The organism is Pontibacter sp. MBLB2868, assembly GCF_051904785.1.
Classification (GTDB): Bacteria; Bacteroidota; Bacteroidia; order Cytophagales; family Hymenobacteraceae; genus Pontibacter.
Genome location: NZ_CP196710.1, coordinates 3871702 through 3895410, shown reverse-complemented (window position 1 = coordinate 3895410; position 23709 = coordinate 3871702). Strand labels below are relative to the sequence as shown.

The window sequence follows — 23709 nt, the reverse complement described above, 5'->3', positions numbered from 1 at the left end:
ATAAATATGTGTAAGTGTTGGCTCTGTTTTTACAAATTATAAAACAAGCCTTTGCATAATTAAAATATGTACCGTACTTTTGCAGACTAATTTTAAATTATACATTGAAGCTGATGTACGCAATTGTAGAAATCGCAGGTCAACAGACCAAAGTAGAGAACGGCAAGTTCATCTACGCTAACAAGCTTTCCGGCAATGAGGGTGACGCCGTTGAGTTCACCAATGTTCTTCTTACTGATGATAATGGCACTGTAACACTTGGTGCTCCTTTCGTTAGCGGTGTTAAAGTGGTTGGTAAAATCCTTGGCAACGTGAAAGGCGACAAAGTGATCGTTTTCAAAAAGAAGAGAAGAAAAGGATACCGTAAGAAGAATGGTCACCGCCAGCACTTCACAAAGGTCCTGATCGAGAGCATTGGTTAAGCAGTAAGAAGAAATTAATCGAAGAATCTTTTCAGGGGACGCCCCCGCTAACCTGAACTAAATTTTAAAAAAATGGCACACAAAAAAGGAGCTGGTAGTTCTAATAACGGCCGCGAGTCGCATTCTAAACGACTAGGTGTTAAGATTTACGGTGGCCAGGATATCATCGCTGGTAACATCATTGTAAGACAAAGAGGTACTGCGCATCACCCAAGCGCTAACGTAGGCATGGGTAAAGACCACACACTATTTGCGTTGGTTGATGGCATCGTATCTTTCAGAAAAGGTAAGAAGAACCGTTCTTACGTTTCTGTAATTCCTAAGGTAGAAGCAGAAGCTTAATTCCAGGCACTGTTGATGCAATAAAAAAGGGATGCCGAAAGGTGTCCCTTTTTTTATTTAAAGTTGGTTTTACTGCAACCGCCCTTTTTAGAGGACGTATATACTATCATAGGGTCGGATTCGCTAATAAGCGAAAAAGATTCTATAGGAAAGGGACACTTATAGTGTCCCTTTCTGTTTATATATACTTATAGCATGAAAAAAGGCGTCCGGAGCAACAAAATTTTGTATTTACCGGATATGTATATAATTTACAGCTTCTTATCAAGAAAGACCGAGGGATAGGGCCCGATGACGTCTTAGCAACCTTGTTAAAGCCTGGTGCTAATTCCCTTCCAATCGCAAAAAGCGTCTGGAAAAGATAAGAATGTCCATCCTCCCGGCAGGGTGTCCTTCTTGATAAGCTAATGCAGAAGACTTACGAGAAGAAAGACACCGGACATGAAGCACAACCATCCTATTCATCAACTGCTGAAAGAACGCATCCTAGTGCTTGACGGCGCTATGGGCACCATGATTCAGCGTTACAAGCTAACAGAAGAAGATTTCAGGGGCGAACGTTTTAATGATCATCCAGGTGATTTGAAAGGTAACAATGACCTGCTTTCAATTACCCGCCCCGATATCATTAAATCCATACATGCCGAGTATTTAGAGGCCGGAGCTGATATTGTAGAAACAAATACTTTCAGCGGCACCAGTATAGCCATGGCCGATTATCACCTGGAAGACCTGGTGTATGAACTGAATTACGAATCAGCAAAAATAGCGCGTGAGGCAGCAGATGAAATAGAGGCAAAAGTGGCTGGCAGACCCCGCTTTGTGGCAGGTGCCATTGGCCCGACAAACCGGACCGCTTCCCTCTCTCCGGACGTAAATAACCCCGGATACCGCGCCGTTACCTTTGACCAGCTGGTAGAGGCATACTATGAGCAGGTGCGTGGTTTAGTTGATGGTGGTGCCGATCTGCTGCTGGTAGAGACAGTATTCGACACCCTGAACTGTAAAGCCGCCCTGTTTGCCATACAGCAGTACGTGCAGGATGGTGGTAAAGAGCTTCCGATCATGGTATCCGGTACTATTACCGATGCCAGTGGCCGTACCCTGTCCGGCCAAACAGTGGAAGCCTTCTGGAACTCTATCGCGCATGCAAACATCTTAAGTGTTGGCTTTAACTGTGCACTGGGTGCCCGCCAACTAAAAACCCATATACAGGAGTTGGCGCGTATCTCTGACTGTTACATCAGCGCCTACCCAAATGCCGGTTTGCCCAATGCCTTTGGCGGCTATGACGAAACAGCCGAGCAGATGGGGGGTATCGTGGAGGAGTACCTGAAGGAAGGCCTGGTAAACATTCTTGGTGGTTGTTGTGGCACTACGCCTATGCACACCAGAGTTATCTCCGATCTTGTTCAAAAGTATAAGCCGCACATTCCCTCCCCGGTTCCCCCTCTCCCACGTTACAGCGGCCTCGAACCCCTCACCATCACCCCTGAAACACTATTTGTAAATATTGGCGAACGAACCAACGTGACAGGTTCTAAAAAATTCTCGCGCCTGATCGTGAATGGAGAATTTGAAGAAGCCCTATCGGTAGCGCAGCAGCAGGTAGAAGGCGGGGCGCAGATCATTGATGTGAATATGGATGAAGGGATGCTCGATTCGGAGCAGGCCATGACGAACTTTCTTAACCTGATAGCTTCCGAACCGGACATTTCCAGGTTGCCAATTATGATCGACTCCTCTAAATGGAGCGTGATCGAAGCTGGATTGAAGTGTGTACAAGGAAAAAGCATTGTTAACTCCATCAGCTTAAAAGAAGGCGAAGATGCTTTCAGGAAACTGGCCCGCAAGGTGCGGCAGTATGGAGCCGCTGTGGTAGTAATGGCTTTTGATGAGCAGGGGCAGGCAGATACGCTGCCGCGTCGCATTGAGATCTGCGAGCGCTCTTACCGCATACTGGTTGATGAGGTTGGCTTCCCGCCCCAGGATATCATTTTTGACCCGAACATACTGGCTATTGCCACAGGTATAGAAGAGCATAATAACTATGCCGTTGATTACATTGAGGCGGTAAAGTGGATAAAAGCCAACCTGCCGCACGCACAGGTAAGCGGCGGTGTAAGTAACCTGTCTTTCTCCTTCCGGGGTAACGATGCCGTACGTGAGGCCATGCACACCGTTTTCCTGTATCATGCGATCCAGGCTGGTATGGACATGGGAATTGTGAACGCAGGCATGCTTGGCATTTATGAAGAAGTTCCGGAAGAACTCCGTGATCTTATTGAAGACGTCATCTTTAACCGTCATCCTGAAGCTACCGAGAAACTGGTGGCCTACGCTGAAACGATCAGAGGAAAAGGTAAAACAGCTACAGCAGCTGACAGTGCCTGGCGCGAGGCCCCTGTGGAAGAGCGTTTAAAACATGCGCTGGTAAAAGGTATTGTAGAGTACATTGAAGAGGATACTGAGGAAGCCCGTCAGAAAGCTGCCAAAACCCTTGATGTGATCGAGGGTCCGCTGATGGCAGGGATGTCTGTTGTCGGAGATCTGTTTGGGGCAGGTAAGATGTTCCTGCCGCAGGTGGTGAAAAGTGCCCGTGTCATGAAAAAGTCTGTAGCTTACCTGCTGCCGTACATGGAGGCGGAGAAGGCCGGCTCCTCCTCTTCTTCGCAAGGTAAAATACTGATGGCTACTGTAAAGGGTGATGTACACGATATCGGGAAGAATATTGTGGGTGTTGTGTTGGCTTGCAATAATTATGAGGTAATAGACCTGGGCGTGATGGTGCACCTGGATACGATTCTGACGGAAGCCCAAAAGCAGCAGGTAAATATTATCGGCTTAAGTGGTTTGATCACGCCATCTTTGGATGAAATGGTGTATGTGGCGCAGGAGATGGAGCGACGAGGCATGAAAATTCCGTTGCTGATAGGTGGGGCTACTACTTCGCGGGTTCATACGGCTGTAAAAATAGCGCCGCAATACAGTGGGCCGGTTGTGCACGTGCATGATGCTTCACGTAGTGTAACGGTAGTGAGCAGCTTGCTTGGCAGTAACAAAGAAAGCTACATAGCTGAGATAAAAGCAGAGTATGAGAAGCTGCGCGAAGATCACCATAACCGAACCAAAGACCGTGCTTTTGTAAGTATAAAAGATGCTCGTACGAACAAGTTTAAAGTAGACTGGCAAACTACACAGCCAACAAAACCAAGCTTTATCGGCAACAAAACATTTATGAACTATCCGCTCTCTGAGATCATTCCTTTCATCGACTGGACACCGTTCTTCCATACCTGGGAGCTGAAGCGGCAGTACCCGAAAATTCTTAACGACCCTGAGCTGGGTGCAGAAGCAACCAAACTGTTTGCTGATGCGCAGGAAATGTTGAAAGATATTGTGGAAAAGCAGTTGCTGGAAGCGCGTGCCGTCGTTGGGTTTTACCCTGCCAACGTAGAGGCTGATGACACCATTGAAGTATACGCTGATGATGCACGTGAAAACGTTGTCACTGAGTTTCATACGCTGAGGCAGCAGGGGAAGAAGGGGGGCAATGTGCCTAACCTGGCCTTCTCTGATTTTATAGCCCCTAAAGACACAGACCTGCCAGACTACATAGGAGGCTTTGTCGTGTCGGCTGGATTTGGCATCGAGAAGCTGCTGGAGCAATATGAAGCCGAGCACGATGACTATAAATCCATTATGGTAAAAGCGCTGGCAGATCGTCTGGCCGAAGCATTTGCAGAACTGATGCACCAGAAGGTGCGCCGTGAGCTCTGGGGATATGCACCGGAAGAGCAACTGGACAATGAAGGTCTGATAAAGGAGCAGTACAGAGGGATTCGACCGGCACCGGGTTATCCGGGTTGCCCGGACCACACCGAAAAGGTTACGCTGTTTAACCTGCTTGATGCAGAAAGAACGTCAGGGGTTATACTTACCGAAAACCTGGCGATGTACCCGGCGGCCTCAGTAAGCGGCTTATACTTTTCGCACCCTGAGTCGCGCTATTTTGGTTTGGGCAAGATTGGTGAAGACCAGGTGGCTGATATTGCACAGCGCAAGAATATGCCAAAAGAAGGGCTGGAGCGCTGGCTGTCTCCGAACCTGAATTACGAGCCAAAACCGGTAACGCAGCAGGCAGTTTAATTACCGCACTATACTTACCAAAAGGCTGACAGGCTTACAAAAAGGGTAGTTGGACCCGGCAATAAAACCAACATCTGGATAGTTGAAGCACTTAATCAATATATAAATTTGAAAGTAACAGAGCATTTCAAGAACAGCGACAAGACCTTGTTTACCCTGGAGGTATTGCCGCCTTTAAAAGGAGAAAACCTGAAGAGTCTGTTTAACCACATTGATCCGCTGATGGAGTTTAAGCCTCCTTTTGTAGATGTTACCTACCATAGGGAAGAATACATTTATAAGCAGCGTGAGAATGGTTTGCTTGAAAAACGCACTACGCGCAAACGCCCTGGCACAGTGGGGATTTGTGCGGCCATACAAAACCACTATAAAGTAGACACGGTGCCGCACCTGATCTGTGGCGGCTTTAGCAAAGAGGAAACGGAAAACGCACTGATAGACCTGCACTTTTTAGGAATTGATAATGTGCTTGTATTGCGCGGCGATTGTGTGAAGAGCGAGCAGCGGTTCATGCCGGAGCCAGGCGGCCACAACTATGCCTCAGAGTTAATTGAGCAGGTAGTGCGCATGAACAATGGTTGTTACCTGGACGATGAGCAGGCATTTAATAACGGCACAGATTTTTGTGTAGGCGTGGCGGGCTACCCGGAAAAGCATTTTGAGTCGCCGAACATGAAATCCGATTTGCGTTGGCTTAAGAAGAAGATCGATCTGGGTGCTGAATACATTGTTACCCAGATGTTCTTTGACAACCAAAAATACTTCGACTTTGTACATCGCTGCCGGGAAGAAGGTATAACCGTGCCTATTATTCCGGGCATAAAGCCACTTACTACTAAATCCCAACTTACTGTTCTGCCAAGTTTTTTTCATATAGAAATCCCCTGCGAACTGGCAGAAGCTGTAGAAGACTGTGCTGATAACAAAGCGGCTGCCCAGGTTGGCGTAGAGTGGGCCATACAGCAGTCTAAAGAGCTAATGGCATTTGGCGTGCCCTGCCTGCACTATTACTCAATGGGAAAATCTGAATCGGTACGAAAAGTGGCGCAGGCGCTATTTTAAAGAATTACTTCCTACACTTACACTACTACTAAACCTAACTAACCGAAGGCTGGGGCATTAGCTCCAGCCTAAATTTTAGTGTAAGCGATACAGGACAGGCTTGCTGGGGCTGGCATCCAGCTGCAGGCTTGTGATTTGGATATTGAGCAGGTAAAGCCCATCCGAAATATGGTTTGGCACAAAGAGGAGTTCCGTAATAGTTGAGCCGTAGCGGGTATTGTAAGGATACTGCCAGAAAGCGTGATGGCACAGTAACTTACCTTCATCCGATTCCCGGTCAACGGAAGGCAGGTCGAGCAGGAGGTGTTCCACATCATGGTCTGCCAGGAAAGCACCGATGCGGTGGTCCAGGTAAGGAGGATTTGTTCCGGAGTAGTGCCTTGTAAGCTTGTGGTCCGGGTTTGGTAATGTACGGATAACGACTGCCTCAGGTACCATGCCCGTTAAATGCCGCTGCACGTCTTCCAGCACCACTATCTCATCTCCGTTTTCAAGCCCCTGCGGTTGTACGGTTATAAGCTGCGCAACAAAAAGGAAGCGCTTCAGGCAATTATGAATGGTGGCGTTTGGATCAGCGGCTATATGGCCGTAGCACTCGGTATGGGTGCCGTTGCCATGCGGTGTTACATGAATCCGCTTATAATTGGTTGATCCCCCTTCTGCTACACTTCCAACAAAATCACCTACCCTTATTGTCTCAAACTCAGCAGGCTCAGCCCAGAAGCATTCCGGTTGCAGGGGCTGGTCGTGCAGCGGCATGGAGATGTCGAGTGGTTCGAGCGGGTTAAAAGTATAAGTTCTGTTGTTGTAAGTGATAGAAGCTGATGTCATACAGGCGTGCTAAATTAATTTTTACGAAGTCAACAGCCAGTTTAAAGCCTCCTCTTCTTCTGCAAAATTCTTGAAGGAGTAATTTAAGTGAACCATAGCTTCTGCTCTTGTCATAACAGATTCTAAGGCTATATGATGAAAAAGGTTTGCAGGTAATATGCGTGCTAATTTCTTAACAGGAGTCTGTGATAAGGTGTTATAATAAAAAGTAGCAAGCCATTCTTTTGATTCAGTTTTAAGCGCGCTTAACTTTTTTGCATTTGCCAGCACCATTTCTATCTCATGATTAATCAGGACTTGCTTTAATTGCATTGCCCCCTCTTTTAACTCTTCATCAGTTACATGCCGTAACCACTCCGTTTTAGCCAGAGCCTTGGCAGTATCTACTTCAATTTTAAAGAATTCAGAGGTATAAATAGTTTCTAGCTTTAGCATTCGGAATTACAAAGTGATTATAAACAGCAATTCTGTTTTATGAGAGACATGGGTTGTGTAAATATAAAGACTTAAAGCAAATTTCAGAACTTCATTAACGAAGCCTCTATTTTAACAGATCCAGTGTGATCTGGTCAGCTAATAATTTGCCTTTGTCTGTTAGGTAAAGCGTATCATCCAGTATCTTAGCCAACCCCTTTTCACTTAACTGCAGAAGGTACGGTTTGTGCACCAGTGTAAGATCATAGTCATGTTCCTCGCGCATCCTTTTTAGATCACAACCCCAGGTAGTGCGCAGGCTGGTAAGCAGATAGTCATTCGCCTGGTCTGCCAGGGTAAGCTCCTCTTTCTCAAAAGGAACAATGCCCTCCTGAACGGCATCTACATACTTCTTGTTATGGGACACATTGTACTGACGCGAAGAACCGTTAAAAGAGTGCGCGCTTGGCCCCACGCCGAGGTAATATACGCCACGCCAGTAATTACTGTTATGCCGGGATTCATACCCGGGCTGGCAGAAGTTGGATATTTCGTACTGCACAAAGCCATGTTGCCGCATTTGCTCCAGTAACATCTCAAACTGCTGTGCTGTAAATTCATCTTCTGCGGGGATAAACTTCCCTTTTTTGCTCCAGCGACCTAAAGCAGTATCAGGTTCAATGGTAAGGGCATAGCAGGAAACGTGCTGCACCCCCAACGAAAAGAGGGTACTCAGGTCTTGTTGCCATGTGCTGTGGTCGGGCGCTGGTATGCCGTAAATCAGGTCAACGGTTATATTATCAAACCCAGCCTGCTGTGCATCTTTTACACACTGCAGGCTCTCTGTAGCGTTATGTGCGCGGTTCATGAGCTGCAGGTGCGGCTCATGGAAAGACTGGAGCCCAATGCTCAACCTGTTTATGCCGGCTGTTCTTAGCATTTGTAGCTTATCTGGTGTCAGGTCATCCGGGTTTGCCTCCAAGGTGATCTCTGCATCATCAGAAACTTTAAATAGTCGCTTAGTTGTTGCTAAAAGCAGCTGCAGTTCGTCCTGGTTTAGCAATGAAGGGGTTCCTCCTCCAAAATAAATACTATGTACAGGCTGCCCCTGCAAGTAGTGCTGCCGGAGTTCCAGTTCGCGTACTATGGCATGCACAGTTTGTTCCTTTAGCCCCATGGAGGTGCTAAAGTGGAAGTCGCAGTAGTGACAAGCCTGCTTGCAAAAAGGGATATGAAGGTATATTCCGGCCAATTTAATTGCTGATAGTTATTTTGTTAAAGGTTGAATAGTTAACTTGTTCATCGGTTTAAACATATGTGCAAACGCTGTTGCTTCTATTTGCAGCCTCTCAACCTCTTAACAATTTAGCCCATTAACAGTTCATCCCACAAATGTACAAAATAGCTGCCTTATCCTTTTGCTTTCTGTTGTGGCTCTTACTAGTGGCTGCACAGGCACAGGCGCGGCAGGTACCGGAGGTCCAGAATAAGGTCATACTACAAGTGGACGCCCGGGAGCCTTACAGTCAACAGCTGCTAAAAGGATATAGCTACCGCACTGCATTTCCGGACTCTGCAGCGGCGGCAAAGGAAGCTTTGCAACTCGTGTATAAACTGCAGCAGGATGCTTTTTTACTGGCATCAGCAGATAGCTTATACTTGCACCGCGACACGCTCCACGTGAAACTAAATACAGGTCAGCAGTTTGAATGGGCTCAGTTAAGAAATGGCAACCTAAGTGAAGGCATCCTTATTGAATCAGGGTTCAGGGAAAAGTTTTACCATAATGTGCCCTTTAAGCCGTCAGAGTATGTTAAACTGCAACAACGCATCCTGGCTTATGCCGAGCGCAACGGGTATCCGTTTGCATCCGTGTGGCTGGATTCCATTCAGGTAAAAGAAAACAAAGTAACAGCGGCCTTAATGGTAGAAAAAGCCTTTGTAGTTACCTATGATTCGCTGGCGATAGTAGGTGATACAAAGACGCAGCCGAAGTTCCTGATGCACTACCTGCAGTTGTTGCCGGGGCAGATATATAACCAGGACCAGATAAATGCTTCGCAACGCATGCTCACGCAGCTGCCATACATCAGGTCTACACGATCGCCACAGGTGCGTTTTGCCAGGGATAAAGCTAAAGTATACTACTTCCTGGAAGACCGGCAGGCTAACCAGATAGATGGTGTAGTGGGGTTTTTACCAGATCCTGCACGCAAGGACAAACTGCTGATTACAGGGGAGGCAAACCTGAACATCCGAAACATACAGGGTACCGGTAAGCAGCTGGGGCTACAGTGGCGGCGGGTAAATAAAGGCTCCGTTATACTTAACGGCGAGTACCTCCACCCTAACCTGTTTGGAACTCCTTTTGAGGTTGGGGCCAAATTTAGTCTCCTGAAGCAGGACTCCTCCTTTATTACCATACAGCCTCGTTTGCAACTGGCTTATCATACTTTAAAGTATGGCAGGGTAAGTGTTTTTACGGAATGGCGTAATTCCCGCGTACTTTCCTCGGCCAGCACACAGAGCCTGCAGCAACTGGACCTGGCTGATGCCCGCACAAATACATATGGCTTTACCTACCTCTGGAATAACCTGGACGACTTCTACTTTCCCAAACGTGGCAGGCTGGTCGAGCTGCAACTTGCTGCAGGAAACAAAAAGTTGCTGCGCAATGCAGATTTAGAGAAGAGTTTTTATGATACTTTGGATATCAAAACAACCCAACTAAGCCTGGGACTGCGCCTGGAGAATTTTCTGAGGGTAGGTAAAAGCAGTGCCCTGCTAACGCGTGTACGCGGAGAAGCGCTGCTCAACAACCAGATCTTTCTGAATGATATGTACCGCCTTGGTGGCTTGAACACATTGCGCGGCTTCGACGATTATTTCTTTTATGCGTCCTCATACGCTGTGGGCACGCTGGAGTACCGCCTCTTTACAGCGCAGGATTCTTTTGTGCTTTTGTTTTATGATCAGGGATACTACCGTAGCGATCTGGAAAGCACGTTGGTCCAGGATTTCCCTTTTGGCATCGGAGGTGGTATCAGCTTCAGCACCGGGGTCGGTATTTTTCAGTTGGTCTATTCTTTGGGTAAATCAGAGCAGCAGCCCCTATCTTTTAAGTATTCAAAGATACACTTTGGTATAACCAGTAAGTTTTAGGCATAAGTAACTTTTTTTGCGCTTTATAGTAAATATAGCTTGCATGGTATAAAACAAAAGTATACTTTTGCATCATACTCTTAGAGAGTATTACAGTGCGGGGTGGAGCAGTTGGTAGCTCGTTGGGCTCATAACCCAAAGGTCACAAGTTCGAGTCTTGTCCCCGCTACCAAATAGGACCGATTAGCTTTTTTGCTGGTCGGTCTTTTGTTTTTAGCGCTGTAAATGCTTGACATAGTGTGAATTAAAGTGAAAACTGGATTGGTTCTGTCGGTTCGATAGTCGTCTTTTTCTGTATTATAAGCTATCCCCTCCTCAAACAGCATCTTTTGTAACAATTGCTTGGTGTGGAAATCTCCTAAAACCCATGATTCAGAGATGTTTACGGAAATAGAAAGGGCTAGGTCAATGGATTTTTCCAAGTTCGATAATTCTAAAGCCTCTTTGGAGGATTCAGCCTTTATTTCCTCTAACTCCTGCTCATACTTGCGAATAAACTTGTTGTAAACCTCAGGAGGTATGCTGCCGTTAAAAAGTCTTTCCTGAGCATTTTCAATTTTCTGCTCAAGCTCCTTGATTGCCTTTTTAAAGTCTTTTCGCTCCTCCTGCTGTTGCTCTGAGACACTTTTTAGTAATTTTTTTATTGAATCGCGTAAAGGTGCAACAGCCCTGTCTTCGATCTCAAAGCTGCTCAAGAGCTGGTAAAATTTTGCATGCATGTGATTGGCGCTTTTGTTGCTGCCACACCCTTTCTTGTTGCATTTATAATAGTGTTTGCCTTTGCTCTTGACCTCATAGCCAGTCATGGTGGTGCCGCACTTGGCGCATTTGACAAAACGCTTTAAGGGCAGGGCCTCATCGGTTTGCTTGTGCTTATAGCCGCTGTTGTTCTTGGACTGGAGCGAATTTACCTTGAGAAAGATGTCCTGAGAAATGAGTGTTTCCTGCTTCCCCTGTACAATCTTATCTCCCAGCATTTGATGCGAAATGAGGCCACAGTAAAAAACGTTGCTGAAAATTTCAGATAACTTTTGCTTGTAAATCTTTAGTCCCAGCTTCCGTAACCTCTCTACTATTTGAACATTGCTTAGTCCCTCATTGGCTTTCATGAGAAAAGCTTTTTGAATAAGACGGCCTGTGTCATTGACGACAATATGTTGTTCTCCATTCTTCCTTGTATGGCTAAACCCGAGAGGTGCTTTGGTTACCCAATACCCTTGCTCCAGGCGCTCCTTAGTGCCCGCCATTGTTTTGTCTCTTCGCTCCTGGTTATCAAAATGGCTGAAGCCGAGAAGAAAAAGTTGGTGTAAGGCTCCACTGTTTGATTTTGGGTCTATTTGCTGCATCACTGGCCATACATAAATGCCAACCTTCCTAAGGTCCTCCATGATCTTTACAGCTTCAGGGCCAGATCTTGAGAATCTATCAATTGAGTATATAATGATGTTGGCAACCTTTTTACTTCGGGCATACTTTAGCATTTGTTGAAACTGGGCTCTTTCATCATTTTTAGCACTCTCATGGGTTCCTCCAAAATATTCTACGATGCGGAAGCTTTTGCTTTTGGCGAACTCCTCGCACACTTTCTTTTGGACAGTAAGGCTTTGGTTGTTCTCTGCCTGTTCTTTGGTAGAGACCCTGGTATAGATAACGGCATAATTGTTATCACTATCTGTGGTGTTTGTAGCCTTGTTTTTAGTAAAGCGCTTGAACTGCTCTAGATTATTCATGTTGCTTTTCCTTAAGTGTTCTAACTGCTGCTTGCGCAAGCGTTCTCAATGTCAGGATGGTGTTTTCTGCCTCGACGTCGGAGATGTTTTCGTATCCTGGGTAGGTGCGTAACCAGTCGATTGTTAATGGTTCATGTTGTTTTTCTTTTTGATTTGATTTTTTCAATTAATTACTAGGTGTGGCAGCGGGATAGGTTCTCTATCTGTTTGCCTAATCGAAATATGCAAATCTGAAGTTGTCAGACTTGGTCAAAGGGTGCTACAGAAGCACTCTTTCTTTTCTAGTGATTGAGCAAGATACTTGGTTCAACTGGTCAATACCTTTGATTTTTACTTCCAAGTTCTTGTTAATTCGAGCGACTAAGCTGGTTGCCTCTGCTTTAGGCATGGTTTTATTAATGGTTGCCTCCAGCTGCCAGTGAATTTTGTCTTTGCTTAATTTGCAGTTTGTCCAGTCAGAGGATCTGAGAAAGTTCAGGAGCTCAGCCTCTGCTTTGCTTATTACTGTTTGGTTTGATTTAAGCGCTGGTACATTTCTAAGCGAAGGGATTTCTGTTAAAATTTGATGAAATGAGAATGTTCTAATAATGTGTTCGTTCTTAGGCTTAGCTGTTGTGAGATCAGTATTGGTGCACACAAATTCTATACTGCCTTCTGAATACAAATTGATAAGAATGTCCTCATGATTTGTGATAATGTAGTGAAGGATCTCATCAATAAAGTATGGAGCGCCTTTCCAGTTAATATCATCCATCTGAGAGGAGTCATTCATTCTGTAAAGCTTTGCGAAGAGAAGGCCTTTAAGTTTGGGGATGTCTTTGACTGGATAGCTTGTTAATAACAGATGAGCTATGATGTACAGCCAGGCAGCGTCTGAGATGGTTAAAGTTTCTTTGGAAGACACTATCTTGTTTTTCTGTAGTAGTTTATAAAAGTCCGGATCAACCCCTATGCTAGCCAAAGTAAGAGAAGTTCTTTTTAAGTACTCTCTGACATTATTCTTTGGGAAAAAGTATGAAGGGCTTGAGTGCATGTCTTTCATTAGGTTTATTTTTTCTTGTTTAGTCCTAAAGCTTTAGTCGTTTCCTTGGTAAGAGCATCTATGAATAAACTAATGCCATAAGCGAGAGTGCTGGTTCTAAAATCTTTGTAAGCATCCAGCAAGGGGTAGTCTTCTCTTAAGTTCTCCTTGTTCAAAAGGTAGTCCACGCCATCAATGGCAAACACTGATGCGATGGCATCAGCCACATTCGTGTCATTCACCGCTAAAGTATCACTTGAAGGCTTTTGTTGGTGTTTAATCAATGCCTCTAAGAATCGTTCAGTGTTCAATTGCATCCTCTCAATCTGAGCGGCTTGCTGCTTTACAACTTCCTCCAGAACACCATGATTGGATAGCCCTAATCTTTCTTCTGCTGTCTCATGATTGAAAATTTCTTCGCTGCTCATGTCGAAAACACTCTGCAAGGCCTCGAGCTTTTCTGGAGAAAGATTTACGTCTCCCTTTTCTATTCTGCTGTAGTTCGCCTTGCTCATGCCTAGAGCTTGTGCTACATCCTCTTGTTTAAGCTTTTTGAGGAGTCTAATTGATTTGATTTTGCTGTTAATGTCTTTCATTGGTTTCAAAGGTATGCAACTTTTTATTACATGCAAATTATGTTAAAAATAAAATTTAATAAACTTTATTGCATTAGTTGCAAATATGTCGTTACGCCTCTCCTTTTAATAATGAGTAATGGTTATTGCAATACTACAATAGACTTGAAGCTTTGATAAGTATTGGAACAAATGTGGCTATGCAACAGCATTAATAATTGTGATGGTAAAACCTTCAGGCACAATTGCGTCAAGAAGTAAGGCAGGAGAACTTTAGATAATAAATAAAACATGCGTTTCCCTGTTTCTTTTAAAGTTGTGAAAGACAGGACAGTGTCTCAGCAAATATTAACATAATAAAATATTAAGATAACTCTGTATTTCTTAGCTTTGTGAGGCTTCTAAGTCTATGTTTAAGTTAGCATTTTAATAAAATGACCTCTCGCATTAAAACAGTCATTTGCCTCATAATAGTTGTAGTTGCCTTCAATATTTCCAGGGCGGGTATTGGAGAAGGGCATAGGGGAAGGTGTACGGGCAAAGTAAACTGCACAGCGTGCTCAAGTTGTAACTACTGCAACCACTGTAACAGTGGCGGTTCATGTGGAGTGTGTGGAGGGGGAAGTTCTTCACAGAGTAATTCTTACTCTACATCAGCAACTAATACAGCATATTCAAGCAGCTCAATCTCTACATACAGAAGCTATGTGGTTATTGTGGACCAGCTAAACGTAAGAAGCGGTCCCGGATCTGATTATGCTGTTATAGAGAGGGTCGCCAAAGGTCAAACAGTAAAAGTTGCCTCCAGTTTGTCTTCTTCCTGGGTACGAATAGAGTTCATGGCCATTGTGAACGGTGTTGTGGTGCTTAAGGAGGGGTATGTAAGCAAGAAATATTTGTCAGCTATTCAATAGGTAGTTATACATCTGATAGTAGAATAGCTCTTCCTTTTTTAGTTAAAAACGCTAAAAAGATATGCAGCGCCTGTACAGGACTAAGGGATAAATTTTTTGTACTCTTTTTGAGTTGTTTTGCTATGACTGTATATAAAGTTAACTATATATAGTTATTTTTGTGCTCAATTTCTAACACCGGACATACGAGGAGAAGACCTGCTGGAAAAGCGTCCTTTCATGTTCTGGTGTGATTTTTTAGAAAACAAACTTAGCAAAAGGGCCATTTATGGGTATACGTTTACAGAAACACAGAATTGTTCTCACCACTACGCTTTTCCTACTGTCTCTCTTTTCCGTACTAGCACTGACAAAAGAGTATAGAAACTTTTCTTTTAGTGTTCTTGCAGCAGATCCAGTTTGTAAGCCTGCTATAGAAGTCGTTGGTTCGACTTCTTTTTGTCCTGGAGGTAGTGTGACGTTGAAAGCCAGTGTAACAGGTGCAGGTTATACTTACACTTGGTATAAAGACAATGTAGAGATAACTGGCCAGAAAAATAGTTCGCTTACTGTTAAAGAAAGCGGGAAATACGCAGTAATAGTAGATAATGCCTATGAATGTAAGGAGAACAATGTAAAGTCAGATGAAGTAGACATTACCATTACTGTTTATCCAAACCCTGTCGCAGATTTTACCTTCACAAATGACAATGATTGTTCTGGTACAACGATAAAGTTTACAAACGCCTCTTCAGGCACTGGGCTTTCCTATAGCTGGGACTTTGGAGATGGGAGCACTAAAAGTACTGTTCAATCACCTACTCATGTTTTTACTGCGAAGGGATCTGGGACAAAAACGTTCAACGTTTCTTTAACTGTAACAACAGATAAAGGGTGCTCGCATGTCATCACTAAGTCAGTTAAGGTAAAGGAAGTTCCTGCAATTGATTTGAGAAATGTTCAAAACTTCAGGAACTGTACTGGTCAAACCTTTAACTTGGTTGTTGATGATAACTCAGCATCACCAGATGCGAAAGAGTACACGATAGATTGGGGGGATGGTACAGCGCCGTATCAATCAAATGTGGCCCCAATAGATTTAGCTCATAGTTATCCTGTTGGAATTTATAAGCTGAAATATACAATTAAGGGTAAAAATGACTGTGTTGTAAGTAAAGAAATATCAGTCTATAACATCACAAATCCAGCTGTCTCTGCGACAAGTTCAGGAAATACTACTGGTTGTGGCCCTTTAACAATTACTTTCCCTATTACTAATGTTGCAGATAACCACCCATCAACTGTATATACAATTGATTTTGGGGATGGTTCACCGAAACAAACCTTCAACCATCCTGCGCCACCAAGTGTAACACACGTTTATACAAAGTCTTCTTGTGGATCACCAGGAAGTCCTCCAACGTTTCCTGCAGATGCTTATATCTTTACAATCACTGCAAAGAATGCTTGTGGAGAAACGCCTGCCGCCGTTGGTGGTATCAAAGTATATTCAAACCCACAAGCAAAGTTTGAAGTTACTACCACCATTTTGTGCGTTAATACAACCATTAATTTCGAGAATACCACGGTTGAAGGGTCTAATTTTGATTGTAGTAAGTCATCAACCTATACCTGGGACTTTGGTGATGGGAGTGCTAAAAAGAAGGTATTTGATAAGAGCAACCAATCCCATGTATTCACGAAGGCAGGAACTTATATGGTTAGCCTAAAATCAGAGAATGCATGTGGTTCTACTTTATTTGAGCAAACTGTAACTATAAATGAGCCTCCACAAGCTTCCTTCTCAGTCAATCCAGCAAGTGGTGAAGGCTGTAAAAGCTTAACAGTTACTCCGATAAATACTTCAACGGGAGAAGGTTTAACTTATACCTGGTCTGTAAGTCCTACTTCAGGTTATTCATTAACAAGTGGCACGCTTACAAGCGCAAATCCGGTATTTAACTTTACGCAAGTAGGGAAATATACCATAAGTTTAGTAGCAAAGAACTCTTGTGGATCTAGCACGGCCACAAAAGAAATAACGGTAAAAGATGTACCTGCTGTCACGTTACCTAGTGCTAAATCTTACTGTGGCCCACAAACAATAAAGTTTGATGCTGCCAGTACATTCCATAAGCCTATGTATACCGTTAATAACGGGACTATAACAGCCTATACCTGGACAGTAACTGGCGAAGCTGCATTTACAGGAGGTACAACTAGCGCATCTCAATACCCAGAAATTAATTTCCCCAAAGCAGGTAGCTACACAGTTACTGTTAAAGCAACTAATGAATGTGGTGCTTCTACTGCAGCTACACAAACTATAACAATAAGCGATCCCGCAGCTGCACCAACTGTTACTTCAGTTACAGTATGTAAGGGCGCTTCTACTTCTTTGAAAGCAACTGGCAGTGGACCAACTTATAGATGGTATTCATCTGAAACCGGGGGTATAGCTCTTTATACTGGAGATACCTACAATGTAAGCAATGTTAGTACTACTGTTACCTATTATGTAGAAGCCACAAATGCCGCAGGCTGCCCAAGCGCTACACGAACAGCTGTTACAGTAACAGTAGACCAACCTGTAACAAGTAACTCTATTGGATCTGCTAAGACCATATGCGTTAATACAGAAGCACCAGTTTTAACAGGATCAACTCCAGCAGGTGGTAATGGTAGTTTTGCTTATACCTGGCAAATTAAAAGTAGTAATGGAGCCTATGTAACTGCTAGTGGAACAGCAAATGAAAAAGATTATGCTCCTGGGGTATTAACTCAAACTACCACCTTTAGAAGGGTGGTAAAGTCAGGAGTTTGTGGAGAGAGTAATAGTAATGATGTTACTATTACTGTTCAAGCCAGCCCAGTAGCACCTACAGTAGCAGGTGCAGAAATCTGCTCAGGTTCAACTGCTACACTCAATGCACCTGTTGTCTCTGGAGTTACTTACAAGTGGTATGACGTTTCTACGGGGGGTACAGCTTTAAAAACAGGGCAGAGCTTTACCACTCCAACATTAACAACTGACGCAACTTATTACTTAGAAGCTATCAATACAACCGGCTGTATCAGTACTACTCGGTCTACAATAAAGGTACAAGTTAACCAGCCAATTGCTGATAACACCCTAAGTGCTAATCAAAGTATTTGTGCCGGAGCCAATGGGGCTACAATTACAGGCGAAAGCCCAAAAGGAGGTAACGGGGCCTACAGTTACAAGTGGTATAAGAGTACTACAAATTCAACAAGTGGTTTTACTGTAATCCCTAATGAGACAGCTCAAAATTTAAATCCTGGTGCAGTTTCTGTAAAAACTTGGTATCAAAGGGAAGTTATCTCAGGCGGTTGTACTTCTAAATCTACAGCTGTAGAGATAAGCGTTAAGACTGCTCCTGTAGCGCCTACTGTGGCAGGGCAGACCATCTGCAAAGGAGGAACAGCAACCCTAACGGCAACAGCACCTGGTGGTAACTATACCTGGTATGATGGTGCTACTAGTAACAATAAAGTAGCTGAGAACACCAATACATTTACCACGCCAGTACTAAATGTAACAACTGATTACTACGTACAAACAGAAGTAGACGGTTGTACAAGCGCAACAAGGACTAAAGTAACTGTAACAGTACAGCAGCCAATAGAACAAAACACTATAGCTAGTGCACAATCTCTCTGTTTAGGTCAGTCAGCGGCAACACTTACCGGCTCCACTCCAACAGGCGGAAGCGGTAGCTACACCTATCGTTGGGAAAGCAGCACTACCTCAGAAGCGGTAGGCTTTGGAACAGCCTCCGGCACAAGTACTGGTAAGGATTATAGTCCTGGTGCGGTAGCACAAACGACCTGGTTCCGCAGAGTGGTGACAGGAGGCCAGTGCACAGAAAGTAAAAGTGCCGCCATTAAAATTGAGGTTACACAAAGTATCACAGGAAACGCCATCACAGGTGATCAGGTAATCTGTGAAAATACTGCTCCGGCTAAGCTTACCGGCCCTGCCCCCACAGGAGGTACGGGTAGCTTTACTTATACCTGGGAATACAGTGTTACAAGCTCCAGTACAGGATTTCAGCCTGTTACCTCTGCGAGTGGGGATGAGTACACTCCGGGTACCATGTCGCAGACTACCTGGTTCCGTCGGATAGCAACTTCCAATAACTGTTCTGTAACAAGTAACACCGTAAAAGTTACAGTTGAAAAGACTCTGGCAAACAATACCATATCAGCAGATCAGACTATCTGTAAGGGTGCCAGTGCCGCAACTTTGAACGGAGCAATACCAACAGGTGGCAGTGGGGCCTACACTTATACGTGGGAAAGCAGCACGGACGGCAACACATATGCTACAGCAACTGGTACCAGCACCACCCAGAACTATAGTCCGGGAGCTGTTGATGTTACTACTTGGTTCAGAAGAAAAGTGAGCGGGGGACAGTGTGATGCAAGCTTTAGTGAGCCTGTTAAAATTACTGTTTCCGAGCCTATAGCAGGTAACACTATCAATAACACAGACATAAAGGCTGTTTGCAGCGGAAGTAGTCCGGAACAACTTATTGGCTCGACACCAACAGGCGGAGACGGAACCGGGATGTTTAGTTACCAATGGGAAAGTAGTGTAACTTCGGCCACAAGCGGTTTTGGTAATGCTGCCGGGGAGTCTAAGCTAAAGGACTATACCCCAGGTGCCCTAACACAGAGTACCTGGTTTCGCCGAAAAGCTACCTCTGGCGCTTGCTCTTCAATTTCGGATGCCGTGCAGGTTGTTGTAAAAGACCTATCAACAGCGCCTACAGCAAACGGGCAGACCATATGTGCCGGTTCCACCGCTACGCTTACTGCCATCGGTTCCGCCGATAACTACGAGTGGTATGCCGACGCCACAGGGGGCACGGCTGTGTTCACAGGAGCAACCTTTGAAACTGATATTTTATCAGCCACAAAAACCTACTATGTGCAGGCGGTTACGAATGGCTGCTCAAGCCCGAGCAGAGCTGCTGTAACGGTAACGGTGGAGCAGCCTATAGGGGGTAATGTTATTAGTGAGGCACAGGTAATTTGTGCAGGTGCTATACCAGCCAAACTTACAGGTACTGCCCCAACAGGCGGCGATGGCAACTACGCCTACGCCTGGCTTTGGAGTAACGATAACACCACCTTTACAGCTGCTCCGGGAACAAATAATACTGCAGATTACGCACCACCGGCACTAATTGAAAATACCTACTTTAAGCGGATTGTTAAGGCAGGAGTATGCCAGCAGAGTGAAAGTAACATTGTGCTGATCACAGCCAATCCTTCTCTAACCAACAACACCATAGGACAGGAGCAGGAAGTCTGTTACGGCAGCGCTCCATCTCAACTTACTGGTTCCACTCCGGAAGGTGGGGATGGTAACTATAAGTATACCTGGCAAATGAGCACTACTTCCGCTACGGCAGGATTCACTAGTGCAACAGGATTAAAAGATGCAAAAGACTATACTTCCGGTCCTCTTACCAGCACAACTTGGTTTAGAAGGGTGGTGAAGTCAGGTGTTTGCGATATAGTATCACCGGCTATCAAAGTTACTGTGAAACCACTTCCAGCTGCTCCGGTAGTGGCTGGAAAGGAAATCTGTAAGGGCAGCATTGCTACGCTTGCAGTAAAGGATGAAGGCGGTACTTATACATGGTACGATGAAGCAGTAGCCGGAAATCTCTTGCACACTGGAGTTACTTACGAGACACCTGTGCTGAATAGCACGACTACTTATTATGTGCAGGTAACAGACGAGAAAGGGTGTGCAAGCGCCAGAACTGCTGTTACAGTAAAGGTTAATCCGCTTTTAGCAGGTAACACCATTTCTGAAAGTCAGGCGGTTTGTACTGGAGAAAAGCCTGCTGACTTGATCGGTTCCGTGCCTACGGGAGGTAACGGGAGTTATTCTTATCAGTGGGAGCAGAGTACAGACAACATCACCTATGGTCCGGCTGCTGGAGTTAATACATCCCGCGACTACCCGGTTTCTGTTCTAAGTCAGGAGACCTGGTACAGACGTCGGGTTACTTCCGGGGGATGTGAGGATGTGTCTGCCCCGGTACAGATTGTGATTAATGGTGTAATTGCCAACAACAGCATCAGTGCACCGCAAACTATCTGTACTGGTGCAACACCTGTTGCGTTGAGCGGAACTATACCAACGGGAGGCAACGGCAGCTACACATACCGTTGGGAAGCTAGCATTAATGGTTCAACCGGAATATTCACACCGGCATCCGGAGAGAACAACCAACCTGGATATGTATCAGAGCCGCTTACCCGCACTACCTGGTTCAGGCGCGTGGTTATTTCTGGAGGATGCTCTGATCAGTCAGCAACTGTTGAAATAAAAGTAAACGAGAAGATAGGCAATAACTCCATCTCCGCTGATCAGACTGTGTGCCATGGAAGCAGTGCCGCAACACTCACTGGTAGCCTTCCAACAGGAGGTAACGGTGGATATACCTATGTTTGGGAAGTGAGCACCTTGAGTGCGACGGAGGGCTTTACACAGGCAGTTGGAGCAAGTACGGAACAGAATTATACGCCGACTGCTTTAACGCAAACCTCCTGGTTCAGAAGGCGTGTTATTTCAGGCCCGTGTGAAGAGCATACAAGCGCAACTGTCAAAGTCACTGTAAATGGAGCCATTACGGCCAACTCCATTTCTGAAGACCAAATTATTTGTGCTGGCTCTGCTCCGGCAACGCTTATAGGCTCTGCACCAGCTGGTGGCAGTGGTAGCTATACTTTCCTGTGGGAATTTAGTACCGAGAGCGCGACAAGTGGCTTTAAGGCAGCAACTGGAATGAACAACGGCGAAAACTATCAGTCGGGCAGCCTCACTCAAACTACCTGGTTCAGGCGCACGGTTCTATCCGCTCCATGCCCTCCATTGATAAGTAACACCATTAAAGTTACTGTCAACCCTGTTATCACTGAAAACACAGTAGCCGGTAACCAGACTGTTTGCTCTGGCGATACGCCTGCGCAATTCAGTGGCTCCGAGCCAAAAGGTGGTGACGGTGTATATGCTTACCTGTGGGAGTACAGCCAGGATGGAGTAACCTATGATGTGGCGCCTGGCAAAAACAATGGGCAGGTATATCAGCCGACTAGCCTGACACAGAGCGCGTGGTTTAGAAGAGTGGTGACATCAGGTAACTGTATTTCCCTGAGCGGGGAAGTAAAAGTTACGGTAAACCAGCCCATCGCAAACAACATGGTTTCAGAGGATCAACTAATCTGTCTTGGAGCCACTCCAATAGAGCTGTCCGGATCGGAGCCAACCGGTGGCGACGGTAACTATACGTATCAATGGCAAAGTAGCACAACAGGTCCTAACACAGGTTTTGTAACGGCTTCCGGACCAAGCAAGGGAAGTAATTATGATCCGGGAGCTATTACTCAAACTACATGGTTCCGGCGAGTGGTTACAGCGGGTATTTGCCCGCCGAGCTATAGCAATGCTGTGAAAATAGAAGTAACGCCACCGCTTGCAAACAACAAGATCAGTACGCCACAGTCTGTATGCGCAGGAGTAACACCGGCACCGCTTACTGGGACACAGCCAACGGGCGGCAATGGCGAATATCGGTATGTGTGGGAGAGCAGCACCAAAGGACCTAATACTGGCTTTGTTCCGGCAAATGGTGTAAATGATGAGTTTACCTATGCTCCTGAGCAGCTTCCTACAACCACCTGGTTCCGTAGGGCAGTGTACTCAGGTGGCTGTGTACATGTTTCTGTTGCTATACAAATCACTGTAGTACCACAAATCACTGGTAACATTATTAGTAATGATCAGGTCTTGTGTGCGGGTACTACGGCAGCTGCCTTAACGGGTACAACACCGGCTGGTGGCAGTGGTACTTATACTTATCTATGGGAATCAAGTACAGATAACGTTACCTACATTCCAGCCTCAGGGGCTAACAAAAACGCTGCTTACGATCCTGGTGTGCTAACCACCACTACCTGGTTCCGTCGAGTGGTTTACTCAGCTCCTTGCTCTGAAATAGTAAGTAACTCAGTTAAAGTAACCATAAACGCACCAATTGCCAACAACACCATTGGTTCGGCACAGCAAGTTTGTTACGGTGATAAACCGGCCCTGCTTCAGGGAACTACCCCATCCGGCGGAAGCGGCACATATATGTACTTGTGGGAACAGAGTACTACCAGCGCTACGGCAGGCTTTACGGCGGCACCAGGCACAAACAGCACAGCCAGCTATCAGCCCGGTCCGCTGACACAAACGACTTGGTTCAGACGTGTGATCACTTCTTTGCCTTGTGCGGACAACACAAGCACAGCCATTGCCATTACCGTAATTCCTTTACCAGAGGCGCCAACAGTAACGGGTGCTACAATTTGTCCTGGCTCCACGGCTACGCTCCAGGCATCAGCCAAAGCGGCTGACTTAAGTTTGGAATGGTATGACCAACCTACAGACGGTACACTGCTGCATAAGGGGAACACTTATGTTACGGATGCTCTAACGACTACCACTGATTATTATGTGCAGGCGGTAAATAACTTTGGCTGTGCCAGTGATACACGTGTGAAAGTAACGGCTACTGTATTACCCTCTACTGCTAATGCAGGACAGGATGTGACCATTATAAAAGGCCAGAGTACAGGCCTCCGTGGAAAAGGAGGTGAAACCTATCAATGGTCACCAGCAACAGGCTTGTCTGATCCCGGCATTGCCTTCCCTGTGGCAGCTCCACAAGAGACCACCACTTATACCCTGACTGTCACGACGAAGGAAGGATGTGCTTATACCGATGAGGTAACAGTCAATGTGCTTCCACGCATCGACCCGACAAATGCTATCACCGTGAATAGTGATAACATAAACGACTGGTGGGAGATCCGAAACATAGAGCATTATCCAAACTGCCGTGTACAGATCTATACCCGTTGGGGTGCCTTGATCTTTGAGTCAAATGGCTATAAGGAGCCATGGAACGGGACCCATAACGGAAAGCTCTTGCCGATGGCAGCCTACTTTTACATCATTGATCTGGGAATAGCGAATGAGAAGCCGGTTTCTGGCAGTGTTACACTTATTAAATAACGGCA

The 23709-nt window shown here is 45.4% G+C and carries 14 protein-coding genes, 1 tRNA gene and 1 riboswitch; of the genes, 8 read left to right on the top strand and 7 right to left on the bottom strand.

The features are described from left to right. The first annotated feature begins 113 nt into the window (after positions 1 to 113). The 4 genes from rplU to metF all read left to right on the top strand — a co-directional run bounded on the left by rplU (position 114) and on the right by metF (position 5975). Positions 114 to 422, top strand: coding sequence for a 50S ribosomal protein L21 (gene rplU / locus ACSX1A_RS16565; protein ID WP_439880754.1), 309 nt, complete (start codon positions 114 to 116; stop codon positions 420 to 422). A gap of 72 nt (positions 423 to 494) precedes the next feature. Next, positions 495 to 764: a 50S ribosomal protein L27 gene (gene rpmA / locus ACSX1A_RS16560; protein ID WP_439880753.1), complete on the top strand. Its 270-nt coding sequence runs from the start codon at positions 495 to 497 to the stop codon at positions 762 to 764. Between the two features lie 258 nt (positions 765 to 1022). Beyond that, positions 1023 to 1132: riboswitch (SAM riboswitch) on the top strand. Positions 1133 to 1205: 73 nt separating this feature from the next. After that, positions 1206 to 4913, top strand: coding sequence for a methionine synthase (gene metH, locus ACSX1A_RS16555; RefSeq protein WP_439880752.1), 3708 nt, complete (start codon positions 1206 to 1208; stop codon positions 4911 to 4913). Positions 4914 to 5021: 108 nt separating this feature from the next. Next, on the top strand, positions 5022 to 5975 hold the full coding sequence (gene metF / locus ACSX1A_RS16550) for a methylenetetrahydrofolate reductase [NAD(P)H] (RefSeq protein WP_439880751.1): 954 nt from the start codon (positions 5022 to 5024) through the stop codon (positions 5973 to 5975). A 75-nt stretch (positions 5976 to 6050) separates the two neighbouring features. Here metF and ACSX1A_RS16545 read toward each other — a convergent pair whose 3' ends face one another. The 3 genes from ACSX1A_RS16545 to hemW all read right to left on the bottom strand — a co-directional run bounded on the left by ACSX1A_RS16545 (position 6051) and on the right by hemW (position 8472). Continuing rightward, the gene (locus ACSX1A_RS16545) at positions 6051 to 6806 is read right to left on the bottom strand and encodes a cyclase family protein (RefSeq protein ID WP_439880750.1); all 756 of its coding nucleotides are present in this window, start codon (positions 6804 to 6806) and stop codon (positions 6051 to 6053) included. A gap of 21 nt (positions 6807 to 6827) precedes the next feature. Continuing rightward, positions 6828 to 7241 (bottom strand): hypothetical protein, encoded by a 414-nt coding sequence (locus ACSX1A_RS16540; protein WP_439880749.1) that lies wholly within the window; start codon positions 7239 to 7241, stop codon positions 6828 to 6830. 106 nt (positions 7242 to 7347) lie between these two features. Then, positions 7348 to 8472, bottom strand: a complete 1125-nt coding sequence (hemW, locus tag ACSX1A_RS16535; RefSeq protein WP_439880748.1) for a radical SAM family heme chaperone HemW — start codon at positions 8470 to 8472, stop codon at positions 7348 to 7350. A gap of 140 nt (positions 8473 to 8612) precedes the next feature. On the opposite strand from hemW, the gene ACSX1A_RS16530 reads away from it, so the two are divergent. After that, positions 8613 to 10382, top strand: a complete 1770-nt coding sequence (locus ACSX1A_RS16530) for a BamA/TamA family outer membrane protein (RefSeq protein WP_439880747.1) — start codon at positions 8613 to 8615, stop codon at positions 10380 to 10382. 96 nt (positions 10383 to 10478) lie between these two features. Further along, positions 10479 to 10554 (top strand) — tRNA-Met (locus ACSX1A_RS16525). Here ACSX1A_RS16525 and ACSX1A_RS16520 read toward each other — a convergent pair. The 4 genes from ACSX1A_RS16520 to ACSX1A_RS16505 all read right to left on the bottom strand — a co-directional run bounded on the left by ACSX1A_RS16520 (position 10511) and on the right by ACSX1A_RS16505 (position 13729). Next, on the bottom strand, positions 10511 to 12112 hold the full coding sequence (locus ACSX1A_RS16520; RefSeq protein ID WP_439883564.1) for a recombinase family protein: 1602 nt from the start codon (positions 12110 to 12112) through the stop codon (positions 10511 to 10513). The genes ACSX1A_RS16525 and ACSX1A_RS16520 overlap by 44 nt on opposite strands. After that, a complete protein-coding gene (locus ACSX1A_RS16515; RefSeq protein ID WP_439880746.1) occupies positions 12105 to 12278 on the bottom strand; it encodes a hypothetical protein in 174 nt (57 codons plus the stop codon). Before ACSX1A_RS16515 ends, ACSX1A_RS16520 begins: the two co-directional genes overlap by 8 nt. 93 nt (positions 12279 to 12371) lie before the next feature. Beyond that, positions 12372 to 13154: a hypothetical protein gene (locus ACSX1A_RS16510; protein WP_439880745.1), complete on the bottom strand. Its 783-nt coding sequence runs from the start codon at positions 13152 to 13154 to the stop codon at positions 12372 to 12374. A 5-nt stretch (positions 13155 to 13159) separates the two neighbouring features. Beyond that, on the bottom strand, positions 13160 to 13729 hold the full coding sequence (locus ACSX1A_RS16505; protein ID WP_439880744.1) for a helix-turn-helix domain-containing protein: 570 nt from the start codon (positions 13727 to 13729) through the stop codon (positions 13160 to 13162). Positions 13730 to 14424: 695 nt separating this feature from the next. Here ACSX1A_RS16505 and ACSX1A_RS16500 point away from each other — a divergent pair. Further along, complete coding sequence (locus tag ACSX1A_RS16500) at positions 14425 to 14622, top strand: SH3 domain-containing protein (protein ID WP_439880743.1); 198 nt, start codon at positions 14425 to 14427, stop codon at positions 14620 to 14622. 460 nt (positions 14623 to 15082) lie between these two features. Continuing rightward, positions 15083 to 23704, top strand: coding sequence for a PKD domain-containing protein (locus tag ACSX1A_RS16495; protein ID WP_439880742.1), 8622 nt, complete (start codon positions 15083 to 15085; stop codon positions 23702 to 23704). The last annotated feature ends 5 nt before the right edge of the window (positions 23705 to 23709 follow it).